The sequence below is a fragment of the Planomonospora antibiotica genome, assembly GCF_014647955.1.
Lineage (GTDB): Bacteria > Actinomycetota > Actinomycetes > Streptosporangiales > Streptosporangiaceae > Planomonospora > Planomonospora parontospora.
Genome location: NZ_BMQE01000003.1, coordinates 219,693 through 243,525, shown reverse-complemented (window position 1 = coordinate 243,525; position 23,833 = coordinate 219,693). Strand labels below are relative to the sequence as shown.

Genomic DNA, 23,833 nt, shown 5'->3' with positions numbered 1-23,833 from the left:
GACCCTACCGCCCGCCGTACCGTGCGGTTCTGCCGCGTGGCGGTGTCCCGGCCGGGGCGAATAGGCTCTTTTGTCGTGGACATCGATGCCTTCGTCACCGTGCACCAGCCGACCTGGGACCGCCTGGACCAGCTGGTGCGGCGGCGCAGGTCTCTGCGCGGGGAGGAGGTCGACGAGCTGGTCGAGCTCTACGAGCGGGTCTCGACGCACCTGTCCATCGTGCGCTCGTCGTCCCGCGACCCGCTGCTGGTCGGGCGGCTCTCCTCCCTGGTGGCCAGGGCGCGCTCGGCCGTCACCGGGGCGCACGCCCCCCTCTGGCGGGAGTTCGCCAGGTTCTGGACGGTCTCCTTCCCCGTCGTCGCCTACCGCGCCTGGCGCTGGTGGCTGGGGGCGGCGGTCGCCTCGACGGCGGTCGCCGTGGCCTTCGGGGCGTGGGTGGCCGGCAGCCCCGAGGTGCAGGCGGCCGTCGGCACCCCCGAGGAGATCAGGCAGCTCGTCGAGCACGACTTCGCCGACTACTACAGCGCGAACCCCGCCGGGTCCTTCGCCGCACAGGTGTGGGTGAACAACGCCTGGGTGGCGGCGCAGTGCATCGCCTTCTCCATCCTGCTGGGCCTGCCGATCCTCTACGTCCTGCTGCAGAACGCGCTGAACGTGGGCGTCACGGGCGGCCTGATGGCGGCGGCGGGCAAGAGCGACGTCTTCTTCGGGCTGATCACCCCCCACGGGCTGCTGGAGCTCACCGCGGTCTTCCTGGCGGCGGGGGCGGGCCTGAAACTCGGCTGGACCGCGGTCGACCCCGGCCACCGCCCGCGCGGCCAGGCGCTCGCCGAGCAGGGCCGCGCTATCGTGAGCGTCGCCCTCGGCCTGGTCGCCGTGCTGTTCCTCTCGGGCCTGATCGAGGCCCTGGTCACCCCCTCCCCGCTGCCCACCTGGGCGCGGATCGGCATCGGCGTGCTGGCCGAGGCGGCCTTCCTCGGCTACGTGGTGTACTTCGGCCGCCGCGCCGTACGGCAGGGCGAGACCGGCGACGTCGAGCGTGCCCCGGACGTCGCCCCGGCGGCCTGACGGGCTGAAGGACCGGCACGGCCGGCTCCGGAACCGCGCCGCGAAGCCGCCTGACCACCGGAAGACCGCGGCGGTACGGCTCCAGGAGCGGCGGTCTGCCAGAAATTCGATCGCTTTGTGTGATTGACATGTCACAATAAGCGACGTGCCATCTCCCCGACACGACTCTCTCGTCCACCTCTTCCGTGACCGCCCCCAACTGGCCGTGGAGATCCTGCGGGATCTGCTGGGGCAGGATCTGCCCGCCACGCCGCTGGTCCGGCTGGAGACCACGACCTTCAACACCCGGCCCTCCGACGACATCGAGGCCGACCTGGTCATCGTCCTGGGACCGCCGACCGGCCCCGTGCACGCGATCATCGTCGAGATCCAGCAGGACACGTCCAAAGACCCCCGGCAGCTCGCCCGCTACGCCGCCGCGCTCTGGCTGCTGCTGCGCTGCGCGGTCACCGTCATGGTCGTCTGCCCCGACGCCAGGACCGCCGAGTACTACGCCCGCCCCATCGACTCGGGCCTGCCCGGCTACCGGTTGCAGGCCTGCGTGCTCGGCCCGGCCGGCATCCCCGCCATCACCGACCCGCAGCAGGCCGCCGCCCAGCCGGAGCTGGCGGCGATGGCGGTCATGGTGCACGGCCGCCAGCGCAAGGTCGTCGAGGCGTTCGCCGCGGCGCTCGCGGAACTGCCCGACGATCACGCTCCGAAGTACTATGAACACGCTTACAGCATGTCCGCACCCGAGGTGCGGCGTCTCTTGGAGGAGATCATGACGTCCACCACCTGGCCGGTCTACAGCCCTTTCGCCCGTGAGCACTACGGCCGCGGCCTGGAAGAAGGCAAGGCCGAGGGCAAGGCCGAGGGCAAGATCGAGGGCAAGATCGAGGGCAAGGCCGAGGAGGCGGCCCGGCTGGTGCTGCTGGTGCTGGCCACCCGCGGCCTGGAGGTGCCGGACGACGTCCGTGACCGGATCACCGCCTGCGCCGACCTCGTCCGGCTGGAGTCCTGGGCGGCCCGCGCGGTGACCGTCCAGACCGTGCACGACCTGTTCGGCGAGACGGACGAATGAGTACGCCGGCTGAGCTCACGAAGTGGGTGGAGATCCGCGACTGACGAGACCTTCGTCTTCACCCCGCACCACCGCCCCCAGCCGGACGGGGCATCCGGTCGTTCGCCGGATGCCGCGCCCTGCGAGTGATGTCAGGCGTCGGTGTCCTTGGGATGACGGGGTGAGGCGTAGACGAGATGGACAGTCCGCCGGGGCTCGTCGACCAGGTAACGCACCCGGCCACCTGCGGTGACCTCGTACTCCCACTGTGGATGGTCGCGACCGCCCAGTGTGCCGGTGGCGAGGCGACCGCGCAGCCGGTGCTGCCGGTCCGGGTCATCCTGCGACAACGGATCAGCGCGCAGCGTCTCGAAGCATCGCCGGGTGTTGCCCGCCGCCTCGGCGCACAGGTCGATCCAGCCCTTGGCTGCCTCGCTGGTGGCGAACCGCAGCTGCCACTCGTCACCGATCGGGGGCGGGGCCACGGCGTCGCCGCGTTTGGGGCTCACGGCGCGGTCACCTCGCCGTGGTCCTCCTCGGGCAGCGGGCGGGTGAGCTGCGCGGCCAGCGCGGGGTCGGCCAGGATGCGGGCGGTGGCGCGCCACTCGACGATGACCCGGTGCAATGTGGCGTGGACATCCAGGTCGACCGCGTCCCGTGTGGCGTCGATGAGCTCCCGGACGAACTCCCACCTCTCCTCCACGGACAGGTGCCGTGCCCAGGGGAAGACCGCGGGCAGGGCGTGCAGGACGGCGCGGACACCCTCGTCGCTGGCCAGCAGTGCGGCGATCATGCGGGCCGAGACGTCAGCCGTCTCCTCGCGCTGACGGTCGTGCCGGGCCGTGGAGATGAACAGGTCCTCTCCGTCGCGGCGCTTGACGTGCACGCGGTGGAACCGGTCGATGGTCTCGGCGACCTGCTTGGAGTGCTTCGACAGGTCGGAGAACGGGACGGTTGGTGTAGCCATACCGCACCGTACTTCGGAACACGTTCCGAAGTAAAGAACTCCGCCCGACCGGCTACCGGCTACCGGCTGGGGGCCCGGGTGCTGGGACCGAACGGCATCTCCGCCGTCACCGGCCCGCAACAGGCCGCGGCCTGGCCGGTGCCGAAGCCGTGGCGCGTCGAGAGGGGGCGGGGATCCTACCGGAGAACTCCCGCTCAGAGCCGTCCCGCGGCCTTCAGGGCCAGGTAGGCGTCGGCGAGGGTGGGGGCGAGACTCTCCGGAGCGGCGTCGACGACCTCGACGCCGTGCCGCCGGAGCCGCGCGGTCATCCGCCGCCGGGCGTTGCGCAGGTGCTCGGCCGCGGCGGCGTCGTAGACCTGCTCCAGGGTGTCGCGGCCCTGGGCCATGGCGGCGACCCGAGGGTCGGAGACCGCGGCGAGCAGGACCTGGTGGCGGGCGGCCAGCTGGGGCAGGACCGGGAGCAGCCCCTCCTCCAGCGCGGTCGGGTTGAGGTCGGTGAGCAGCACCACCAGGCAGCGGTGCCGGGCCCTGGCCAGCACCGCCGCGACCATGCCCTCGGAGTCGGCCTCGACCAGCTCCGCCTCCAGCGGCGCCATGGCGTTCACCAGGACCGACATCAGCTCGGTGCGGGACGCGCCGGGCACCCAGGCGCGGACGGTCCGGTCGTGGGCGAGGAAGTCGACCCGGTCGCCCGCCCGGGCCGCGAGCGCGGCGAGCAGCAGCGCGGCGTCCATCGACCAGTCGAGCCGGGGCCAGCCGGAGGGGTCGCCGGAGGCCGGGTCGACGCCGACGCGCCCGGCCGAGGTGCGGCTGGTGTCCAGCACGATCAGCACCCGCCGGTCCCGCTCCGGACGCCAGGTCCGCACCACGACGTCGCTGCGCTTGGCGGTCGCCCGCCAGTCGATGGAGCGCACGTCGTCGCCCGGGACGTACTCCCGCAGGGAGTCGAACTCGGTGCCCTGCCCGCGGATCGAGACGGGGTTGCGGCCTTCGAGCTCGCGCAGGCGGGAGAGCTTGGCGGGCAGGTGGCGGCGGCTGAGGAAGGGCGGCAGCACCCGCACCGTCCACGGTACGGCGTGCGAACCCTGCCGGCCGGCCAGGCCCAGCGGGCCGACCGACCGTACGGTGACCACGGCGGAGTCGCGGTCGCCCCGCCGCAGCGGCGCCAGCGTGACGGCCACCCGGCGGCGCTCCCCGGCCGGGACGTCCAGGTCCTGCTCCCGCGGCCGGGCGCCGGCGCTGGGCGCCCAGGCGTCCCTGATGAGGCCGCGCACCCGGCGGGTGCCCGGGTTGGTCACGGTCAGGGTCACCCGGGCGGAGTCGCCGAGCCGTACCCTGCGCTCCCCCGAGCGTTCCAGCCGCAGCGGGCGGACGCCCCCGGCGAGCAGCAGGTCCACCGCGACGAGTGCGGCCAGCACCAGCAGCAGTCCGGCCGCGGCGGCCGCCGGCCAGGGGGCGAACAGCACCACGATCGCGCTGAGGGCGGCGAGCAGGCCCGTGCGTCCGGTGAGCGCCATCAGCGCGGTACGGGGACGGAGGCGAGGATGCCGTCGAGCACGCCGTCGGGGGTGGCGCCCTCGAGCTCGGCCTCGGGCCGCAGCTGGATCCGGTGCCGGAGCGCGGGCAGGGCCAGGGCCTTGATGTCGTCCGGCGTCACGTAGCCGCGGCCGGAGAGCCACGCCCACGCCCGCGCCGCGCCCAGCAGCGCGGTCGCCCCGCGCGGGGAGACGCCCATGCGCAGGGCCGGCGACCGGCGGGTGGCGCGGGCGACGTCCACCGCGTAGCCGAGGACCTCGGGGCCGACGTGCACCCGGGCGACCGCCGCGCGGCCCACGGCCAGGTCCTCAGCCGAGGTCACGGCCTTGACGTGGGACAGGTCCCTGGGGTCGAAGCCGAGGGCGTGCCGCTCCAGCACCGCGATCTCCTGCTCGCGGCCCGGGAGCGGGACGGTGAGCTTCAGCAGGAACCGGTCGAGCTGGGCCTCGGGCAGCTGGTAGGTGCCCTCGTACTCGATCGGGTTCTGCGTGGCGGCCACGATGAACGGGTCGGGCAGCCCGCGGGCCTCGCCCTCGACGCTCACCTGCCGCTCCTCCATGGCCTCCAGCAGGGCGGCCTGGGTCTTGGGCGGGGTGCGGTTGATCTCGTCGGCGAGCAGCAGGTTGGTGAAGACCGGCCCCTCGCGGAACTCGAACTCCGAGGTCTTCGCGTCGTAGACCAGCGAGCCCGTCACGTCGCCCGGCATCAGGTCCGGGGTGAACTGCACGCGCTTGAAGTCCAGGGAGAGCGCGGCGGCCATCGTCCGCACCAGCAGGGTCTTGGCGACGCCGGGGACGCCTTCGAGCAGCACGTGGCCCCGGCAGAGCAGGGCGATCACCAGCCCGGAGACCACGGCGTCCTGGCCGACCACGGCCTTGGCGACCTCGGTGCGCAGCGCGCCCAGCGAGGCGCGGGCGGCCCGGCTCTCCTCGCTCTCGGCGGGCACGGGGGCGACCGGTCGCGGGTCCGTCACCGGCGGAGGCGCGGCCACCGGGGGGCCGGCGGGCGGGGGTGCGGCCATCGGGGGGCCGGCCGGAGGGGGGCCGGCCGGAGGGCCCATCGGCTGGGTGGCGTCCGCCGGGGGGCCCGCCGGCGGCGCGGCGTCCGCCGGAGGCCAGACCGGCCGCTCACCGGACGGCTGGTGCGGGGAGTCGGGCGTGGTCACGGGTTCCCCTCCCCGGAGGTGCTGTGCTCGCTCACGCGTTAGATACCTGCCTTTCCAGGATGTCCAGGTGCCGGGCCAGGGCCATGAGACCGGCGTCGTCGGCGGGCGGCGCGCCGTACAGGACGGCGCCCGCCTGCTGGGCATTCTGCCCGGTCCGCATGGCGAGGGCGGCCACCACCTCGGCGGGGGTGGCGTCGGCGGTCAGTCCGAGGCGGGGGACGAGGCGGTCCAGGGCCGCGGCCCGCAGCGCCGCCGCCGCCCGGTCGCGCGCCCCGCGGGACCGGTAGAGGCGTCCCCGCCCCTCCACGGTCTCGGCCGCGCGCACCACGACGGGCAGCCGCTCGGTGACGACCGGGCCGAGCCGGCGGGCCCGCCAGACCGCGAGCAGCCCGATCGCGACCAGGAGCTGGAGGGCGGCCCAGGTGACGCCGGGCGGGACCAGGTCCTGCACGGACGCCTTCCCCTCCGCCGCTCCGGCCTGGGGCAGCGAGGGGGCCAGCCAGGTCACGGCGGGCCTGGTGCCGGCCAGGTTCATCGCGAGGGCGGCGTCGCCGTCGTCGGCCAGCCGTTCGTTGGTCATGAACTCGCCGGAGCCGACCACGGTGACGGTCCGGCCTCCGGAGGAGAAGCTGACCAGGGCGCCGCCGTAGCAGCTGCGCGCCCCGGACGGGGGGTTGTAGGAGACGCCGCCGGTCACGGCGGTGCCCGCCCGCAGCGCGGCCGGCAGGTCGCAGCCGGGCGCCCGCGACTCCACGTCCGTCAGCGCGCCCGCGCCGACCTCGGGGGCGAGCGCCTGCAGCGCCTGCGTCACCGGCTCGACGAGCAGGCGGTCGCCGGGCAGCGCGGCGAGGTCGCGCAGGAGCGCCTCGTCGGCGAGGAACTGGCTCTGCGCCACCACCAGCAGCGAGTCGGGGCCGGTCAGCTCGCGGGCCTCCTCGACGGTGTCCGCGGGCCGCACGTCGACGCCCTGGTCGCGCAGGAGCTGGGCGAGGGCGTGCGCGCCCCGCGGGGTCGTCGACTCCGCGCTGAGGTAGCCGCCGGTGCCCGGCCGGGTGACCAGCGCGGTCACCAGGGCGAACGCGGCGAGGAGCGCCAGGACGCCCAGCGGCCCGCGCCAGCGCGCCCAGGCGTCGCGGACCCGGGGCGAGGCGGGCGCGCTCGGGGCCCCGTCCGGGGAAAGGCTCGGGGCCCCGTCCGGGGAGGGGCTCGGGGCCCGGTCCGGGGAGGGGAGGACGCCTGCGGCCCCGGGCCGCCCGTGCGCGGGGGCGGAGACCTCGGCGGTCCCGTGCGGGGAGGCCTCCGGGGTCCCGTGCGGGGAGGCGGGGGTGCCGGCGGTCACGCGGCTCCTCCCGGGTGCCCCGACAGCGCCGGCCTGGCGGCGCGGAGCCGGTCGTCCAGCCCGGTCAGGCGCTCGTAGCCCTCGGCGGTGCCGGGCAGGTCGCCGTAGGTGACGTCGTCGAAGAGCCGGGCGGCCTCCGCCAGCTCACCGGCGAAGCCGGGCAGCGCCCGGCCCGCCTCGGCGGCCAGCTCGTCCGCGGTGCGGCCGGGCAGTTCCTCGACGACGGCCCGCTCCTCCAGGTCGCGGGCGACGGCCCGCAGCCGCTCCCTGATCGCCTCCGCCCACCGCTGCCCGGCCGCGTGCCTCTCGGCCTCCGCCCGGTGCTCGGCGGCCGAGCGGGTCGCCGCCTCGAACAGCTCGCCCCGGCGGACGGCCCGGGCGCGGGTCGCCCGGCGCGCCATCGACAGGACCGGGAGGGCGACGAGCAGGATGACGAAGGCCAGCAGGAGGATCGAGAACCATCCGCCGGGCAGCCCGGAGGCGGCGTCGAGGAGGTCCTCCAGCCAGTCCCGGACGGCGCCGGAGATCCGCTCCCACCACGACTCCCTCGGGTAGATCGGCCTGGCCAGCTCGCGGACGGCGGCCTCCCTGGCGGCGTCGCGGGCGATGTCGACCGGGACGCCGTCGGTCAGCCGGACGATGGGCGGGACGGTCACCGGGGCCATGCTCCGGGGTCCTGGGGCGGATAGCCGTGGCCGCCCTGGCCGGGGCCCTGCTGCGGAGGGCCGTAGCCCTGCCCGGGGTCCTGAGGCGGGTGACCGCCCCCGTAACCCTGCCCGGGCCCGCCGTACCCCTGGGCGGGGCCCTGGGGCGGAGCCCCGTGGCCGGGGTGGCCGTACCCCTGCGGGGCTCCGTAGCCGTGGGCCTGGTGGCTCGCGGCGTGGGACGGGTGCCACAGGTCCTCGGGGGACGTGCCGAGGCCCCGCCCGCGGTCCGTGGCGGCGGTCTGCAGCACCAGGTCGAACGCCTCGCTGCGCATTCTGCGGTCGGCGTAGAGCAGGGCGGTGACGGCGGCGGAGAAGGGATAGGTGATCGTCGCGCCGATGATGCCGCCCAGCCCGGCCAGCGTGAGGCCGGCGATCCCCGTCTGGAGCCCGGTGAGGGGGTCGGCGGGGTTGACCGCCTCGCCGGCGAAGGTGAACGGCAGCCCCACGACGAAGCCGACCAGCCCGGTGACGATCGCGGTCAGCAGGAGGATGCCGAAGACCCGCCAGAAGTCGCCCTTGACGAGGTGGAACGACCGGCCGATCGCGGCGCCCACCCCGGCCCGCTCCAGCACGATCACCGGTCCGGCCAGGCTGAGCTTGGTGTAGAGGAACGCCGCCACGACGACGGCGCCCAGGAAGCACGCGATGAAGAGCAGGATGGCGAGCCAGGCGGGCCCGTTCGCCGCGATGAGGACGGCGAGCAGGACGTTGCCGACGAGGAAGATGGCGATGAAGGCGCCGTAGACCATGACCGCCGACAGGACGGCCAGGCCCAGCAGGGGGAGCACCCGCCCGCGGGTGAGCCGCCAGGCCTCCCCGATCGAGATGTGCTCGCCGAACACCGCGCGCCCCAGCACGCTGGTCAGCATGCCGCTCAGCAGCACGATCCCGATCATCTGGATGATGAGGGTGGCGAAGACGCCGACGAGCGCGCCGGCGATGGCGCCGCCCATCACGGTGAGGATCTCGCCGGAGTCGCTCGGCCGGCCCGGTGAGGTGACCAGGTCGGTGATCGTGACCGCCAGGGACCCGAGGACGACCACCGTGATGATCAGGGAGATGACCTGCAGGGCGACGGCCACCGCGGCCGAGAGCCCGAGGGTCGCCTTGGGGTTGTCGCGGATGAACTGGACCGCGCCGTTGTAGATGTCGCCGAGGGTCAGCGGCCGCAGCGGGATGACGCCGGGCTTGAGCGCGGGCGGGGTCCCGTAGCCGTAGGGCCCGGGCGCCGCGCCGTACGCCTGCTGCCCGTACGCCGCTCCGCCGTAGGGCTGCCCGTACGCCTGCTGCCCGTACGGTGCTCCGCCGTAGGGCTGCTGCCCGGGGGGAGGGGGCTGGCCGTACGGCTGTCCGCCCGGGGGCGGGGGCTGGCCGTACGGGTCGCCGGGGCCCTGCGGGGGCGGGGGACCGGGGGGAGGGGGCGTCCCGCCGGCGCCGGGCGCGGCCCACGGCGCCGGGCCCTGCCCGCCGTACGGCGGCGGCTGGTTGGACGCCCAGCCGGATGGCGTGTCGGGACTGGAGCCGTGACCGTCTGACATATCCCAATCCTGGCATGTCGGCTACCGCATCGGGCCGTTCGGGGGATCCCGCCGTGTTTTCCCGGGCGGAACCCGGCGGGAGACGCCAGAGGGATGGCAGAGACGCCGTCGTCTGCCGCAGACTGGGAAGGAGGCCGTACCCGTTCCCCGGCGCCCGCAGTCGCCGGGGCGGAGGCGGCCGACGGGGTGGGGGATCGCCGTGTGTTCCATATGGCGATACGCCTAAGATTCAGCACCCGGACGGCCGAATGGTGGATCGTGTCATCTGGTGGCCGGACAAGGGTAACCTTCAGTAATCGTGTGGTTTGCCATAGATACTCCCTAACTGCGTAAAACGAATGAGGGGCCATGAAAGGACGCGTGCTGGTCGTCGACGACGACGCCGCTCTCGCCGAGATGCTCGGCATCGTGCTGCGCGGAGAGGGGTTCGAACCTTCCTTCGTCTCCGACGGGGACAAGGCGCTCGACGCGTTCCGCGACACCCGGCCGGACCTGGTGCTGCTGGACCTGATGCTGCCCGGTGCCGACGGCATCGACGTGTGCCGCAGGATCCGCGCGGAGTCCGGCGTCCCGATCGTCATGCTGACGGCCAAGAGCGACACCATCGACGTGGTGCTGGGCCTGGAGTCCGGCGCCGACGACTACATCGTCAAGCCGTTCAAGCCCAAGGAGCTGGTGGCCCGGGTCCGCGCGCGGCTGCGCCGCACGGACGAGCCGACGCCCGAGATCCTGCAGATCGGCGACATCACCATCGACGTGGCCGGCCACTCCGTCAAGCGGGAGGAGGAGACCATCAACCTCACCCCGCTGGAGTTCGACCTGCTGGTCGCGCTCGCCCGCAAGCCGCGCCAGGTCTTCACCCGCGAGGTCCTGCTGGAGCAGGTCTGGGGCTACCGGCACGCGGCCGACACCCGCCTGGTCAACGTGCACGTCCAGCGGCTCCGCGCCAAGATCGAGAAGGATCCGGAGCACCCGGAGATCGTGGTGACGGTCCGCGGCGTGGGCTACAAGGCCGGCCCCGCCTGAAGAGCCCCCCAGGCTCCTCCCGGCTCCCCTCGGAATCCGACATGGTCCCCGCGAAGAAGCGCCGCCGTACCCCGCGCCAGCTGGTGCGGGGGGTCCGGCGGCGCACCCGGCGCGCCGCCGGCCGGCTGCGCCGGGTCTTCTGGCGCTCCCTGCAGCTCCGCGTGGTCACCAGCACCATGGTCATCTCCATCGTGGTGGTCGCGGTGCTGGGCGTCTTCCTCATGCAGCAGATCCAGCAGTCGGTGCTGGAGTCGCGGGTACGGGCCGCGATCAGCGAGGCGCAGGCCGACCGCAACGCGGTCCTCGGCTTCCTGACCCAGCCGGAGAACGACACCTCCGAGCGCCCCGCCGACCAGGGGGATGCGCCGCAGGGCGGCGGGGACAGCCCGCTCAGCCGGGCCACCCAGGCGCTGGCCGAGCGGGCGGGCTCGGCGAGCCGCTACTCGGTGATCATCCGTAACGAGAACCTGCCCGGGGAGTTCTTCGGGACCACCAACATCGACCCGCGGAGCGTGCCCGACCGGCTCCGCGCCGAGGTGAAGAAGAACGAACCGGGCCGCAACGCCCCCTGGTTCCTCCCGCTGTACTACGAGGGCAGGGCCGACGCGGTCCCCGGAGTGGTGATCGGCACGCGCCTGGACACCATCGGCGCGCCGCGGCTCGACGGCGGCTACGAGATCTACCACCTGGTCCCGCTGGACCGCGAGGAGAAGATGCTGGGGTCGCTCCAGCAGATGCTCATCGTGGTCGGATCCGGGCTGGTGCTGCTGCTCGCCGCGATCGCCTCGCTGGTCACCCGGCAGGTGGTCATCCCGGTACGGCTCGCGCGGCAGGCCGCCGAGCGGCTGGCCGCCGGGAAGCTGGACGAGCGGCTCAAGGTGCGCGGCGAGGACGACCTCGCCCGGCTGGGCACCTCGTTCAACGAGATGGCGGCCAACCTGGCGCTCAAGATCCACCAGCTGGAGGAGCTCTCCCAGGTCCAGCGGCAGTTCGTCTCCGACGTCTCGCACGAGCTGCGCACCCCGCTCACCACCGTGCGGATGGCCGCCGACCTGCTCTACGACGCCCGCGAGGACTTCGACCCGATGGCCGCCCGCTCGGCGGAGCTGATGCAGAACCAGCTGGAGCGGTTCGAGTCGATGCTGGCCGACCTGCTGGAGATCAGCCGCTACGACGCGGGGGCCGCGACGCTCGACGTCGACTCGGTCGACGTGCGCGACGTGGTGCTGCGCGCCGTCGCCGACTCCGAGGCGCTGGCCGAGCGCCACTCCACCCGCTTCGACCTGCGCCTTCCCGGTGAGCCGTGCATGGCCGAGATGGACAGCCGCCGGGTCGAGCGCATCCTGCGCAACCTGCTGTTCAACGCGATCGAGCACGGCGAGGGCAGGGACATCGTCGTCTCGGTCGGGGCCGACCGGGACGCGGTCGCGGTGGCGGTGCGGGACTACGGGGTGGGCCTGAAGCCGGGCGAGGAGACCATGGTCTTCGACCGGTTCTGGCGGGCCGATCCGTCCCGGGCGCGGACCATCGGCGGCACCGGCCTGGGCCTGGCCATCTCCCGCGAGGACGCGATGCTGCACGGCGGCTGGCTCCAGGCGTGGGGCGCGCCGGGCGAGGGGTCGCAGTTCCGGCTCTCGCTGCCCCGGACGGCCGGGGTGCCGCTGCGGGGGTCGCCGCTGCCGCTGGTCCCGCCGGAGGTGGAGATGCGGCGGACGTGGCGGGGACACATGACGCCGGTGCTCTCTCCGGCGGCGGCGGACGGAGGACAGGATGCGGACTAGCCGGACGCGGCGGTGCGCGGGCGCCGTGCTCCTGGCCGCCGCGCTGTCCTGGTCGGCGGCCGCCTGCTCGGTCGTGCCGACCGGCCGGTCCACGGTCGTGGAGGACCGGGACCAGGGCAACCCCCTGGACCCGCCGTACGCCCGGGTGATCGCCATGGAGCCGAACCCCTCCTGGACGCCCGAGCAGGTCGTCACGGGGTTCCGCGCCGCGATGGCGAGCATCGGCGACGTCCGGTACGCGGCCGCCCGCCGGTACCTCACCGACGACTTCGCCGCGCGGTGGAAGCCGGAGACCGGGGTGACGGTCTACCAGCCGGCCCCCTCCGTGACGGCGCCGCTGGCCGAGGGCGCCACGGAGGCCAGGGTCACGCTCAAGGGCGCCGTGACGGCGAGCATCGACCAGGACGGCCAGTACCGCCCGCGGGGCGGCACGCTGGACGAGCTCTTCACCCTCGTCAAGGGGCCGAAGGGCTGGCGGATCAGCGCGGGCCCGGACGGGCTGCTGCTCTCGCAGGCCGACGTCGAGCGGGCCTACGAGCCGGTGGACCTGTACTTCCTGGACGCCAAGCGGCAGGGCCTGGTGGTCGACCGGGTCCAGATGCCGGTCGACCCGGCCTCGACCCTCGCCAAGACGACGGTCGAGCGGCTGATCAAGGGGCCGAGCGGGTCCCTGCGGGGCGCGGTGGAGACGGCCTTCGACGCCGGCACCGGGCTCATCGACGTCACCACCGAGAACAACCGCGTCGTCGTCGACCTGACCGAGGGGGTGCCCGCCGCCCGGGTCGCCGCGATGTCCGCCCAGCTGGCGGGGACGCTCTCCAAGCTCGCCGGCGGTTCGAGCTTCGAGGTGCGGGTGAACGGCGAGCCGTACCGCTCCGGCGTCCCGCTGCACATCGACGCCCAGGAGCACCTGAGGTTCGACCGGTGGATGGCGCCGGTGGACGCCGCCCCGTACTACCTGCAGGACGGCGCCCTGCGGGTGCTGGGCAAGGAGAACGTCGGCGGCCCGGTGCCGGGCGGTGCCGGGCGGGAGTACGCCGGTTCGCCCGCCGCCGCTCCGGCGGTCAGCGGGTCCGCCCCGAGGCACGTGGCGGCGGTGTCCGAGGACGGCAGGCGCATCTCCGTCGCGCCGCTCACCCCCGACGGGCAGTGGGAGCAGTGGACCGTCGGCAACGACCTCGTCCCGCCCTCCTGGGACCGCTACGACTCGATGTGGACGGTGGACCGGACCGGCCCGCAGACCTCGGTGGTGCTGCGCCAGTACGCCGACGACAGGCGGCAGTACCGGGTGGCCGCGCCCGAGCTGGACACGGTCGAGGTCACCGCGCTCAAGGTCGCCCGGGACGGGGTCCGGGTCGCGGTCGCGGTCAAGGACGGCACCGGCGAGAAGGTCATGATCGGCGCGATCGTCGGGGACCGCGCCGACAGCCGCATCGGCAACCTGCAGATCGCGATGGACGGCGACGAGAAGCAGACCATCGAGGACATCGCCTGGAAGGACGGCACGGCCCTCTACGTGCTGACCGGCAAGTCCGAGCTGTTCGAGGCCTCGCTCATCGCCGAGCCGTCGCAGAGCATCCCATCGCCCCCCGGGATCCGGAGCATCGCCGCGCTGAACAAGAACAACTCGCTGCTGGCCGGGGTCGAGGACGACGACGGCAAGCTGCAGGTCCTCTACTGGGACGGGGACACCTGGGAGCCGCAGGTCAAGGACGGCAAGGGCGCCGCCGTCCTCGGCCGGGACGGCCCCGCCTTCCCGGCCTTCCCCCTGGGGTAGCCCGGGCCCCGCGGCACCGCCCGGCCCCCGGTTCTGTCGGTGGGACCTGGCATTTTGGTGTATGTGACGACCGCTCTGCTCGACCTCGTCCTGCCGCCGCGCTGCGCCGGGTGCGACGCGCCCGGCGTGCTCGTCTGCGCCCGCTGTACGGCGGAGCTGCGCGGCGAGCCCGCCCGCCGGATGCCGGTCCCGTCCCCGCCCGGCCTGCCCGACTGCTGGTCGGCCACCGTCTACGCCGGAGCCGCGCGCCGGGCGATCCTCGCCTACAAGGAGCACGGCCGCACGGCCCTGGCCCACCCGCTGGCCGGGGCCCTGGCGCTGGCGGCCGGCACCGCCGTGGGCGGGCACCCCGTGGTCCTCGTCCCGGTGCCCAGCGCCCGCCCGGCCCTGCGGCGGCGCGGGCACGACCCGGTGGCCCGGCTGGCCGTGCTCGCGGCCGGCTACCTCCGCGCCGCGGGCTGGCCCGCGAGCACGGCGCAGGTGCTCGGGCAGAGCCGCCGGGTGGCCGACCAGGCGGGGCTGAACGCGCTCCAGAGAGCCGAGAACCTCTCCTCGGCGTTCCGCCTCGCCCCCGGGGCCGGTGCGTCCGTGGCGGCCCTCCTGAAGGGCGGGACGGTGCTCGTGCTCGTCGACGACGTCGTGACGACCGGTGCGACGCTCGCGGAGGCCGCGCGGACGCTCCGCGCGGCGGGCGCCGAGCCGGGGATGGCCGTCACCGTGGCGGCGACACGCCGACGGGGGCGGGCGCGCGACGATCACGCACGGTAAAAGGCGGGTCAAGTATCGGTCCCGCCGGCGGACCCCGTCGCCGCGTCCCAATCGCAGCTCCGGCGCCCTGCGGAGGACATGAGAAGGCTTCACATAAGGGATGCCGCATCGCGGAAGCGGCCATCTCCGGTGCCCCGAACTCCGGGAGAAATCACCCAAAGTGATCCTTGGGACGGTTGCCAGGCTGACATTCGGTCGCGATACGGATAGCGTCGAGACATGGCACCCGCCCGGGTCCGTGGTTGCACCGGATCGACTCCCGCAAGGGGGCCGGTCCGGCTAGCCGATGCCAGCCGCAGGCGAAACGGTCCACGTAAGGCGACTTTTTGTCGACCGATCACGGTGCGGCTTAGAGGTAAGTCCTGCCTTCCCGAGGAGCCAGATGTTCCTCGCCAGAAGAGAAGGGCAGTAGTGGCAAAGAGCTGCGAGACCCTCAGCAGGCGGATGTGGGGACGAAGACCAGGTCGGCCGGGCGGGTGCCGCAGCAGTACCACAGTCGAGAGCCTAAGGGGGGCTGTGCATGGACATCATCGTCAAGGGTCGGCACACCGGAGTGAGTGACCGATTCCGCGACCATGTGACGACCAAGCTGGCCAGGATCGAGCGTCTGGACCAAAAACTCATCCGCGTCGACGTGGAGGTGTCCAAGGAGCGCAACCCGCGCATGGCGGATCAGCGTGAGCGGGTCGAGCTCACCATCCACTCCCGTGGCCCCGCGGTCCGGGCGGAGGCCTCGGCCGAGGACCGCTTCTCCGCCCTCGACATGGCCCTCGGCAAGCTGGAGGGCAGGCTCCGGCGCCTGGCCGACCGGCGCAAGGTGCACCACGGCACGTCGGTCGCCGAGCTGACCGCCTCGGCGGTCGCCGAGTCCTTCGAGGCCGACGGCGCCGGGATCCGGCTGAAGACGGCCGAGGAGGAGCCGGAGGCCGGCGGCGAGGTCCTCGAGGACAAGACCATCGTCCCCATCGAGATGGAGGGCGACGGCCCCCTGGTGGTCAGGGAGAAGTTCCACAAGGCCGACCCGATGACCATCGATCAGGCCCTCCTGGAGATGGAACTGGTGGGCCACGACTTCTATCTCTTCCGCGACAAGGAGAGCGGCCTGCCCAGCGTCGTCTATCTGCGCAAGGGCTACAACTACGGCGTGTTGCGGCTCGTGGAGCCCTGACCGCAGCGTTCGAAGATCCTCTCCGACCAACCCGAGGACCCTGAACCCGTGTAATCATGGCGGTCCAACGGCTCTGGCCCCCCGAGGAGGAGGCGTGACGGAACCCGACGAGGCGGCCCGCGCTGCCGAGCGCGGCGATCCGATCCGCGTGCTGATCGTCGACGATCACGCGCTGATCCGCCGCAGCCTGGAGATGGCCCTGGCCGCGGAGGCGGACATCGAGGTGGTCGGCGAGGCGAGCGACGGCCAGGAGGCGGTCGAGCTCGCCGACCGCCTCACCCCCGACGTCGTGCTCATGGACGTCCGGATGCCCCGGCGGAGCGGCATCGAGGCCACCCGCGAGATCAAGGCCTCCGCGCCGAGCATCCGGATCATCATGTTGACCGTGAGCGACGAGGAGGAGGACCTCTTCGAGGCGATCAAGGCGGGGGCCACCGGCTACCTGCTGAAGAACGTCCAGCTCGACGAGGTCCCCGAGGTCGTGCGCGGTGTCCACGAGGGGCAGTCGCTCATCAACCCGGCGATGGCCACGAAGCTCATCAACGAGTTCGCGACCATGAGCCGGAAGGAGGCCGAGCGGCCTCCCCAGCTCCCCGTCCCCCGGCTGACCGACCGGGAGATGGAGGTGCTCCGCCTGGTGGCCAAGGGGATGAACAACCGCGAGATCGCCAAGCAGCTGTTCATCTCCGAGAACACCGTGAAGAACCACGTCCGCAACATCCTGGACAAGCTCCAGCTGCACTCGCGGATGGAAGCGGTGGTCTACGCGGTCCGGGAGCGGATGCTCGAGATCACCTGACCGCGCGGTGGCCGGGACCCGGCCACCGCGCGGCCCGCGGCGCCCCCCGGGTCAGGGGATCGCCGCGGCGAGGGCCTGCCGGAGGGCGGGCTCGGCGCGCTCGACGCGGACGGCGTCGCAGCCGACCCAGCCCGCCGCCTCGCGCAGGGCCTCGGCCAGCGGCTCGACCGCCCTGCGCGGGTCGATCCCCGGCTCGACGCCGATCTGGCGGGCGACCAGGGTGGAGCCCTCGCGTGCCGGGTCGACCCGGCCGATCAGCCGTCCCCCGCTCAGCACGGGCATCGCGAAGTAGCCGTGGACGCGCTTGTCCTTGGGGACGTACGCCTCCAGGCGGTGGTTGAAGCCGAACACGCGGGCGGTGCGGGCGCGGTCCCAGACCAGCGAGTCGAACGGCGAGAGCAGGGTGGTCCGGTGGCGGCCCCGGGCCGGGGCCGCCAGCGCCGCCGGGTCGGCCCAGGCCGTCGACGAACGACCGGTCCAGCCCTCGACCCGCACCTCGGCGAGCCCCGCGGCGCCGTCCGACAGCGCCGTGTCCAGCAGCGCGGAGTGCGGGCCGGTCAGGCGGAGGAAGTCGACGAGGTCGGCCCGGGTGGCGACACCGAGGGCGCGGCCGGCCGTGCGGGCGAGGCGGGCGACGCACTCGGCGTCGGTCAGGTCCTCGGCCAGCAGGGCGGCGGGCACGGCCCGCTCGGCGAGATCGTAGACGCGGCGCCAGCCGACGCGCCGGGTGCAGACGACCTCCCCGGTGTCCAGCAGCCACTCGATGGCGATCTTGGTGTCGGACCAGTCCCACCAAGGGCCGCCGTTCTTGGCGCCGCCGAGGTCGGTGGTCGTGACGGGGCCGCTCTCGCGGACCTGCTCCAGCACCTTGTCCACGACCGGCGGGACCTCGTGCCAGCGGTACTTCCGCTCCCGGAACGCGCGCCGCCGGAAGGCGTAGAGGGGCCAGTCGCCGAGGGGCAGGATGCAGGCGGCGTGGCACCAGTATTCGAAGGCGCGGGGCGGGACGTCCCAGTAGGCCTGCTCGACCTGCCGCCTGCCGACCGCGCCGAGGCGCGCGTAGGCGACGAGCTCGTGGGAGCGGGCCAGCACGGAGATCGTGTCGAGCTGGACGGCGCCCAGGCGGCGCAGGGCGGCGGGGGCGCCGCCGCGGCGGGCCTCGGCGCCCAGGAGGCCCTGGGCGCGCAGGATGATCCGGCGGGCCTCGTCGGCGGGGAGCGTGACCGTCACGGCCGCCCCCCGAGGGGATCCAGGAGGGAACAGCGCATCAGCATGAGGCGAGGCTAACGTCTCACACCGACGAGAACACTACGGCGGTGTTCCGGTCAGCCGAGGACGCCCTCCTGCCGTCCGGCCCGGGTGCGGGGGGCGTCGACGACCACGTCGCCGAAGGCGCCGAAGGCCAGCAGGAGGACCCCGCCCAGCGCGCACACCGCCGCGCCCAGCCAGAAGACGAACCAGTCGGGGCCGGCGGTCAGCCCGACGCCCCCGATGGCGAAGCCCAGCACGCTCACCGTCACGGCCAGCCAGGAGGAGGCCCTGCCTCCGTGGCCGCCGCCGGAACCCCCGTGCTCCCGGTCGCCGCGGTCTCCGTGGCCGTCGCGGCCGTCGCGGCCGCCGCGGTCTCCACGGCCGTCGCGGCCGTGGCCGCTCCCGTGGCCGGTCTCGGGCGCTGGGCCGGGTGCGGTCTCGGCCATGTTCCACGTCTCCTCGTGCAGGGTGGCGCGTCCGCCGTCTTTTTCGTGCGATGTGCGACAGCAGGCGACCTACCCCTCCACGCTGGGCCGTACTCCCCGCGAAGGGGACGCGGGAACACCGCGGCCGCGGGGCGCGTCATCCATGGTGGATGTGTCTGGTGATGGAACCGCCTACGATGGCAGCGGAGAACTATGTCTCGTCCTCATCCGGGCCTGCCCGGCCGCGGAAGACCTGCGAGGAGCTTTACCTAAAGTGCCAGCCTTTCTCGACAAGATTCTTCGCGCAGGCGAAGGCAAGCTTCTGCGTAAGCTCAAGCGGATCGCCGACCAGGTCAATTCCATCGAGGACGACTTCACGAGCCTCACCGACGCCGAGCTGCGCGCGCTCACCGAGGAGTACAAGCAGCGCCACGCCGACGGCGAGTCCCTCGACGATCTGCTTCCCGAGGCCTTCGCCACCGTCCGCGAGGCGGCCCGCCGCGTGCTGGGCAAGCGCCACTTCGACGTGCAGATCATGGGCGGGGCCAACCTGCACATGGGCAACATCTCCGAGATGCGCACCGGTGAGGGCAAGACCCTCACCTCGACGCTCCCGGCCTACCTCAACGCGCTGTCCGGCAAGGGCGTGCATGTCATCACGGTCAACGACTACCTGGTCACGATGGGCGCCGAGGAGATGGGCCGGGTCCACCGCTTCCTCGGCCTCGAGGTCGGCATGATCCTGGCCAACATGCCGCCGGACGAGCGCCGCAAGCAGTACAACGCGGACATCACCTACGGCACGAACAACGAGTTCGGCTTCGACTACCTGCGCGACAACATGGCCTGGTCGCTGGAGGAGTGCGTCCAGCGCGGCCACAACTTCGCCATCGTCGACGAGGTCGACTCGATCCTCATCGACGAGGCCCGCACCCCGCTGATCATCTCCGGCCCGGGCGAGCAGTCCGGCAAGTGGTACGCCGAGTTCGCCAAGATCGTCCCCCGGCTCCGCAGGGGCACCGAGGGCAAGGACGGCGAGGAGAGCACCGGCGACTACGCCGTCGACGAGAAGAAGCGCACGGTCGGCATCTTCGAGTCGGGCGTGGAGAAGGTCGAGGACTGGCTCGGCATCGACAACCTCTACAAGCCCGAGCACACCCACCTGGTCGGCTTCCTCAACAACGCGCTGAAGGCCAAGGAGCTCTACAAGAAGGACAAGGACTACATCGTCGTCGACGGCGAGGTCCTGATCGTGGACGAGTTCACCGGTCGCGTCCTGCACGGCCGCCGCTACAACGAGGGCATGCACCAGGCCATCGAGGCGAAGGAAGGCGTCAAGATCAAGGACGAGAACCAGACTCTCGCCACGATCACGCTGCAGAACTACTTCCGCCTCTACAAGACGCTCGCGGGCATGACCGGAACCGCGGTCACCGAGGCCAACGAGTTCCACCAGACCTACAAGCTCGGCGTCGTCCCGATCCCGACCAACAAGCCGATGATCCGCAAGGACCAGCCGGACGTGGTCTACAAGACCGAGGACGCCAAGTTCCTGGCCTGCGTCGAGGACATCGCCGAGCGCCATGAGAAGGGCCAGCCGGTCCTGGTCGGCACCACGAGCGTGGAGAAGTCCGAGCGGCTGTCCAGGGAGCTCAAGCGCAGGGGCGTCAAGCACGAGGTGCTCAACGCCAAGAACCACGCTCGCGAGGCCGCGATCGTGGCGGAGGCCGGTCGCAAGTACGCGGTCACCGTGGCCACCAACATGGCCGGCCGGGGCACCGACATCATGCTCGGCGGCAGCGTCGACTTCCGCGCCGACCTGGAGCTGCGCAAGCGCGGCCTGGACCCGGTCGAGACCCCGGCGGAGTACGAGAAGGCCTGGCCCGAGGCGCTGGAGAAGGTCAAGGAGGCGGTCAAGGCCGAGCACGAGGAGGTCGTCGAGCTCGGCGGCCTCTACGTCCTGGGCACCGAGCGGCACGAGTCGCGCCGCATCGACAACCAGCTCCGCGGCCGTTCCGGCCGGCAGGGCGACCCGGGCGAGTCGCGGTTCTACCTCTCGCTCGAGGACGACCTGATGCGCCTGTTCAACTCGGCCCGGGTCGAGATGATCATGACGCGGCTGAACATCCCGGACGACGTCCCGATCGAGTCGGGCATCGTCTCCAAGGCCATCGCCTCCGCCCAGCACCAGGTCGAGCAGCAGAACTTCGAGATCCGCAAGAACGTTCTGAAGTACGACGAGGTCATGAACCGGCAGCGCAAGGTGATCTACGCCGAGCGCCGCCGCGTGCTGGAGGGCGCGGACCTGCACGAGCAGATCCGCGGCTTCGTGGGCGACGTCATCGACGACTACATCGCCGGTGCCACCGCCGAGGGCTTCGCCGAGGAGTGGGACCTCGACAAGCTGTGGAAGGCGCTCGGCCAGCTCTACCCGATCACCCTCACCGTCGACGGCGTCGTCGAGGAGGCGGGCAGCCGCGAGGAGCTGTCCGCCGGGTTCCTCGCCGAGAAGGTCAAGGCCGACGCCCTGGCCGCCTACGACCGCCGCGAGGAGGAGCTCGGGCCGGAGGCCATGCGCGAGCTGGAGCGCCGGGTCATCCTGTCGGTCCTGGACCGCAAGTGGCGCGAGCACCTCTACGAGATGGACTATCTCCAGGAGGGCATCGGCCTGCGCGCGATGGCCCAGCGCGACCCGCTGATCGAGTACCAGCGCGAGGGCTTCGACATGTTCTCCCAGATGCTCGAGGGCATCAAGGAGGAGTCGGTCGGCTATCTGTTCAACCTCGAGGTCGAGGTGCAGACCAGCCCGATCGTCGAGGAGGCGGCGGCCGACGAGGACGAGTCGGTCGCGGAGGCCCGCTCCATCATCGCCCGCGGCCTGCGCGGTCCGCAGCGGCCCAGCGAGCTGCAGTACACCGCGCCCGGCGAGACCGGCGAGGTGGAGCACACCCGGGTCAGCACGAAGGAGGAGCGGGACGCCTACGGCGACGTCGAGCGCAACGCCCCCTGTCCCTGCGGCTCCGGCAAGAAGTACAAGCGCTGCCACGGCGACCCGAAGCACGCCGGGGCCTGATCCCGGGACCGCGGGACCTCCCGCGGACCCGGAGCCCGGACGGTGGGAGAACGGCCGGTGGCGGCGGACTTCGGTCCGCCGCCACCGGCCGTTCGGTTGCGGGGTGGGCTGTGCCCGGCCGTTCGGGCGCGGGGCCCCGGGTCCGAACGGCGGAGGTCAGGGGGTCGTCTCGAAGTCGGTGCACAGCCACTGCACGCCCCGGCGCTCCAGCCTGAGGGCCAGCCCGCGGGAGCGCTCGCCGCAGCGTACGAGCACGCACATCTCCACCGCTCCGTCCCGGGGCTGGGAGACGTGCGGCGCGCCCACCACCGGGGGCCGCGCGCAGTCGATGATCTTCCCTGTGCGGATCAGCTCCGCGTGGGCCCGGCGGGTCAGGTGGCGGGAGACGCTCGCCGGGGGCCGCCGTCCGGCCAGGATCTCGGCCACGGCCTGCGCCAGGGCCCGCAGCCGCCGCTCGTCCGGGACCGCGCCGGGCGGCCCCCAGACCAGCGGCCGCCGGATCGCGGGGGCGGCGGGCTCCGGCTCGGGGGCGAGGGCGAGGGCGCCCTGCACGTACGGCGGAGCGGCCGGAGACGTGCGGGCGGCCCGCTCGTCGTCGCCGGGCGGCTCGGCCAGGGGCGACGGGGCGATCCGGGGGAGTGGCGCTGGGGACGACGCGGGGGACATGGCGACTCCGGTTCGAAGGTCGGTGCGGAACTGACACCTCTAGGAGTTTCCGGTCCCCCGCCCAGATACGTCGCGCACCAGCTTTCCGGAGAACCGCGGCCGTTCCGTCCGTTGTGCGGGGAAGATCACCTCAAGCTGGAGTGGTTCCCGCCCACCGGGAAGCGGGTTCCGGACGCGTTCGCGGTTTCCGGAGGATGACCGGAACCGGCTTCGCGGAGGCGGCCGGGGTTCCCGGGAGGAGGGGTTCGAAAGGCTGCCTGAGTTCCCGGGAGGAGGGGTTCGAAAGGCTGCCTGAGTTCCCGGGAGGAGGGGTTCGAAAGGCTGCCTGAGTTCCCGGGAGGAGGGGTTCGGGAGGTGGCCGGGACCGGGGTTTCCGGGAGGAGGCGGGTTCAGGAGGAGGCGGCACCCGGCGCCGCGTCGCCGGAGTCCACGTCCGGCTCGGGTTCGCGGCCCGGCGTCATGATGTCCAGGCGTCTGATCAGGAAGCCGAACACCGCGTAGTAGACCACCGCGTAGACCAGCCCCATGGCGATGACGACCGGCACCCCGTGCGCGTTGGGGGCGGTGCCGTACAGGCCGAGGTCGATCAGGCCGGAGGAGAAGCTGAAGGCGAGTTTGGCCCCCAGCGCCGAGGCGACGGCGAGGGAGACCCCGGTCAGGACGATGTGCACGACGAACAGGACCGGCGCCACGAAGATGAAGGCGAACTCGATCGGCTCGGTGATCCCGGTGAGGAAGGCGGTGAGTGCGGCCGAGACCATGATGGAGCCGACCGCGGTGCGCCGGTGCGGCGGGGCGGCCCGCCAGATGGCGATCGCCGCGGCGGGCAGGCCGAACATCAGGACCGGGTAGAAACCGGCCTCGAAGCCGCCGTAGCCCTGGACGCCGTTGTTGAAGCAGACCAGGTCGCCCGCGAGCCGCTTGCCGGTCTCCGTCACGCAGGCGGGGACCTGGGTCCAGACGATGTTGTTGACGATGTGGTGCAGGCCGAGGGGGAGCAGCGCCCGGTTGACCATGCCGTAGACGCCGGCTCCGAGCGTGCTGTTCTCGGCGAGCCAGACCCCGAAGGCGCGGACCCAGCCGCCGAGGACGGGCCAGACGAAGCCGACGGCCACCCCGATCACCAGTCCGGCGAAGGCGGTGAGGATCGGCACCAGGCGGCGGCCGCTGAAGAACGCCAGCGCGGTGGGGAGCTTCGTCCGGTGGAAGCGCTGCCAGAGCGTCGCGGAGACCAGGCCCATGGCGATGCCGCCGAGCACCCCGGTCGGGTTCTGCGCGCCGAGGTCGAGCACGATCTTCGGCACGCCCGGGGTGGCCGGGTCGAAGACCTGCGTGGTGATCGACTTCTTCAGGCCGTCGTCGAACAGTGTGAAGAACATCTTCATGCTGACGGCGTGGAAGACGAGGTAGCCGACGAGCCCGGCCAGCGCGGTGGAGCCGTCGGCCTTCCTGGCGAACCCGATGGCCACGCCGATCGCGAACAGGACGGGCAGGTTGTCGAAGAGCGTGCCGCCCGCGGTGCCGAGCACGTGGGCCGCGTCGTCGGCGAAGGCGTTGTCCGTACGGCCCAGCAGGTCGTCCTGGCCCAGCCGGAGCAGCAGACCGGCGGCGGGGAGGACCGCGATCGGGAGCATGAGCGAGCGGCCCAGCCGCTGGAGCACGCCCATCACGGCGGAGCCGGGACCCGGTCCGGATCCGGACGCCGCCGCGCCCGCTGAGGTGGAGCTCATCGATTGC

Annotated in this window: 19 protein-coding genes and 1 pseudogene; 9 read left to right on the top strand and 11 right to left on the bottom strand. The window is 73.0% G+C overall.

What is annotated here, in order from left to right; genetic code table 11:
• Nucleotides 1-75 precede the first annotated feature (75 nt).
• Nucleotides 76-1,068, top strand: coding sequence for a stage II sporulation protein M (locus IEZ06_RS04355; protein WP_189235324.1), 993 nt, complete (start codon nucleotides 76-78; stop codon nucleotides 1,066-1,068).
• A 145-nt stretch (nucleotides 1,069-1,213) separates the two neighbouring features.
• Nucleotides 1,214-2,131: an RpnC/YadD family protein gene (locus tag IEZ06_RS04350; protein WP_229797773.1), complete on the top strand. Its 918-nt coding sequence runs from the start codon at nucleotides 1,214-1,216 to the stop codon at nucleotides 2,129-2,131.
• A gap of 131 nt (nucleotides 2,132-2,262) precedes the next feature.
• Here IEZ06_RS04350 and IEZ06_RS04345 read toward each other — a convergent pair whose 3' ends face one another.
• The 7 genes and pseudogenes from IEZ06_RS04345 to IEZ06_RS04315 form a co-directional block, all read right to left on the bottom strand.
• Nucleotides 2,263-2,619 (bottom strand): hypothetical protein, encoded by a 357-nt coding sequence (locus tag IEZ06_RS04345; RefSeq protein WP_189235323.1) that lies wholly within the window; start codon nucleotides 2,617-2,619, stop codon nucleotides 2,263-2,265.
• A complete protein-coding gene (locus tag IEZ06_RS04340) occupies nucleotides 2,616-3,077 on the bottom strand; it encodes a prevent-host-death family protein (protein ID WP_189235322.1) in 462 nt (153 codons plus the stop codon). The genes IEZ06_RS04345 and IEZ06_RS04340 overlap by 4 nt, the downstream gene beginning before the upstream one ends.
• Before the next feature lie 194 nt (nucleotides 3,078-3,271).
• Nucleotides 3,272-4,594 (bottom strand): DUF58 domain-containing protein, encoded by a 1,323-nt coding sequence (locus tag IEZ06_RS04335; protein WP_189235321.1) that lies wholly within the window; start codon nucleotides 4,592-4,594, stop codon nucleotides 3,272-3,274.
• Complete coding sequence (locus IEZ06_RS04330; protein WP_229797772.1) at nucleotides 4,594-5,778, bottom strand: AAA family ATPase; 1,185 nt, start codon at nucleotides 5,776-5,778, stop codon at nucleotides 4,594-4,596. The genes IEZ06_RS04335 and IEZ06_RS04330 overlap by 1 nt, the downstream gene beginning before the upstream one ends.
• Before the next feature lie 538 nt (nucleotides 5,779-6,316).
• A pseudogene (locus tag IEZ06_RS37605) lies at nucleotides 6,317-6,847 on the bottom strand (DUF4350 domain-containing protein); the annotation flags it as partial.
• 266 nt (nucleotides 6,848-7,113) lie between these two features.
• Entirely contained in the window at nucleotides 7,114-7,773 is a 660-nt protein-coding gene (locus IEZ06_RS04320; protein ID WP_229797770.1) for a DUF4129 domain-containing protein, read from the bottom strand.
• Nucleotides 7,770-9,362, bottom strand: a complete 1,593-nt coding sequence (locus IEZ06_RS04315; protein WP_189235319.1) for a glycerophosphoryl diester phosphodiesterase membrane domain-containing protein — start codon at nucleotides 9,360-9,362, stop codon at nucleotides 7,770-7,772. The genes IEZ06_RS04320 and IEZ06_RS04315 overlap by 4 nt, the downstream gene beginning before the upstream one ends.
• 348 nt (nucleotides 9,363-9,710) lie before the next feature.
• Here IEZ06_RS04315 and mtrA point away from each other — a divergent pair, with 348 nt between their 5' ends.
• The 6 genes from mtrA to IEZ06_RS04285 all read left to right on the top strand — a co-directional run bounded on the left by mtrA (nucleotide 9,711) and on the right by IEZ06_RS04285 (nucleotide 16,681).
• Nucleotides 9,711-10,388 carry an MtrAB system response regulator MtrA gene (gene mtrA / locus IEZ06_RS04310; RefSeq protein ID WP_030907316.1) on the top strand — a complete coding sequence of 226 codons (678 nt, stop codon included), beginning with the start codon at nucleotides 9,711-9,713 and terminating at the stop codon, nucleotides 10,386-10,388.
• 41 nt (nucleotides 10,389-10,429) lie between these two features.
• Nucleotides 10,430-12,169, top strand: a complete 1,740-nt coding sequence (mtrB, locus tag IEZ06_RS04305; protein ID WP_189235318.1) for an MtrAB system histidine kinase MtrB — start codon at nucleotides 10,430-10,432, stop codon at nucleotides 12,167-12,169.
• Nucleotides 12,159-13,946 carry an LpqB family beta-propeller domain-containing protein gene (locus IEZ06_RS04300; protein ID WP_189235317.1) on the top strand — a complete coding sequence of 596 codons (1,788 nt, stop codon included), beginning with the start codon at nucleotides 12,159-12,161 and terminating at the stop codon, nucleotides 13,944-13,946. The genes mtrB and IEZ06_RS04300 overlap by 11 nt, the downstream gene beginning before the upstream one ends.
• A gap of 63 nt (nucleotides 13,947-14,009) precedes the next feature.
• The gene (locus IEZ06_RS04295; protein WP_189235316.1) at nucleotides 14,010-14,714 is read left to right on the top strand and encodes a ComF family protein; all 705 of its coding nucleotides are present in this window, start codon (nucleotides 14,010-14,012) and stop codon (nucleotides 14,712-14,714) included.
• 520 nt (nucleotides 14,715-15,234) lie between these two features.
• The gene (gene hpf / locus IEZ06_RS04290; RefSeq protein WP_189235315.1) at nucleotides 15,235-15,882 is read left to right on the top strand and encodes a ribosome hibernation-promoting factor, HPF/YfiA family; all 648 of its coding nucleotides are present in this window, start codon (nucleotides 15,235-15,237) and stop codon (nucleotides 15,880-15,882) included.
• 94 nt (nucleotides 15,883-15,976) lie between these two features.
• On the top strand, nucleotides 15,977-16,681 hold the full coding sequence (locus IEZ06_RS04285) for a response regulator (protein ID WP_189235314.1): 705 nt from the start codon (nucleotides 15,977-15,979) through the stop codon (nucleotides 16,679-16,681).
• A gap of 51 nt (nucleotides 16,682-16,732) precedes the next feature.
• Here IEZ06_RS04285 and IEZ06_RS04280 read toward each other — a convergent pair whose 3' ends face one another.
• Nucleotides 16,733-17,911 (bottom strand): winged helix-turn-helix domain-containing protein, encoded by a 1,179-nt coding sequence (locus tag IEZ06_RS04280; RefSeq protein ID WP_189235313.1) that lies wholly within the window; start codon nucleotides 17,909-17,911, stop codon nucleotides 16,733-16,735.
• Between the two features lie 95 nt (nucleotides 17,912-18,006).
• Nucleotides 18,007-18,378 (bottom strand): HGxxPAAW family protein, encoded by a 372-nt coding sequence (locus IEZ06_RS36095; protein WP_229797769.1) that lies wholly within the window; start codon nucleotides 18,376-18,378, stop codon nucleotides 18,007-18,009.
• Nucleotides 18,379-18,631: 253 nt separating this feature from the next.
• Between IEZ06_RS36095 and secA the strand changes: the two genes are divergently transcribed.
• Nucleotides 18,632-21,430, top strand: a complete 2,799-nt coding sequence (secA, locus tag IEZ06_RS04270) for a preprotein translocase subunit SecA (protein WP_189235312.1) — start codon at nucleotides 18,632-18,634, stop codon at nucleotides 21,428-21,430.
• A gap of 156 nt (nucleotides 21,431-21,586) precedes the next feature.
• Here the strand turns inward: secA and IEZ06_RS04265 are convergent, their stop codons facing one another.
• Both IEZ06_RS04265 and IEZ06_RS04260 read right to left on the bottom strand, forming a co-directional pair.
• Nucleotides 21,587-22,096, bottom strand: coding sequence for an Rv3235 family protein (locus IEZ06_RS04265; RefSeq protein ID WP_189235311.1), 510 nt, complete (start codon nucleotides 22,094-22,096; stop codon nucleotides 21,587-21,589).
• A 389-nt stretch (nucleotides 22,097-22,485) separates the two neighbouring features.
• Nucleotides 22,486-23,826, bottom strand: coding sequence for a PTS transporter subunit EIIC (locus IEZ06_RS04260; RefSeq protein WP_189235310.1), 1,341 nt, complete (start codon nucleotides 23,824-23,826; stop codon nucleotides 22,486-22,488).
• Between the last annotated feature and the right edge of the window lie 7 nt (nucleotides 23,827-23,833).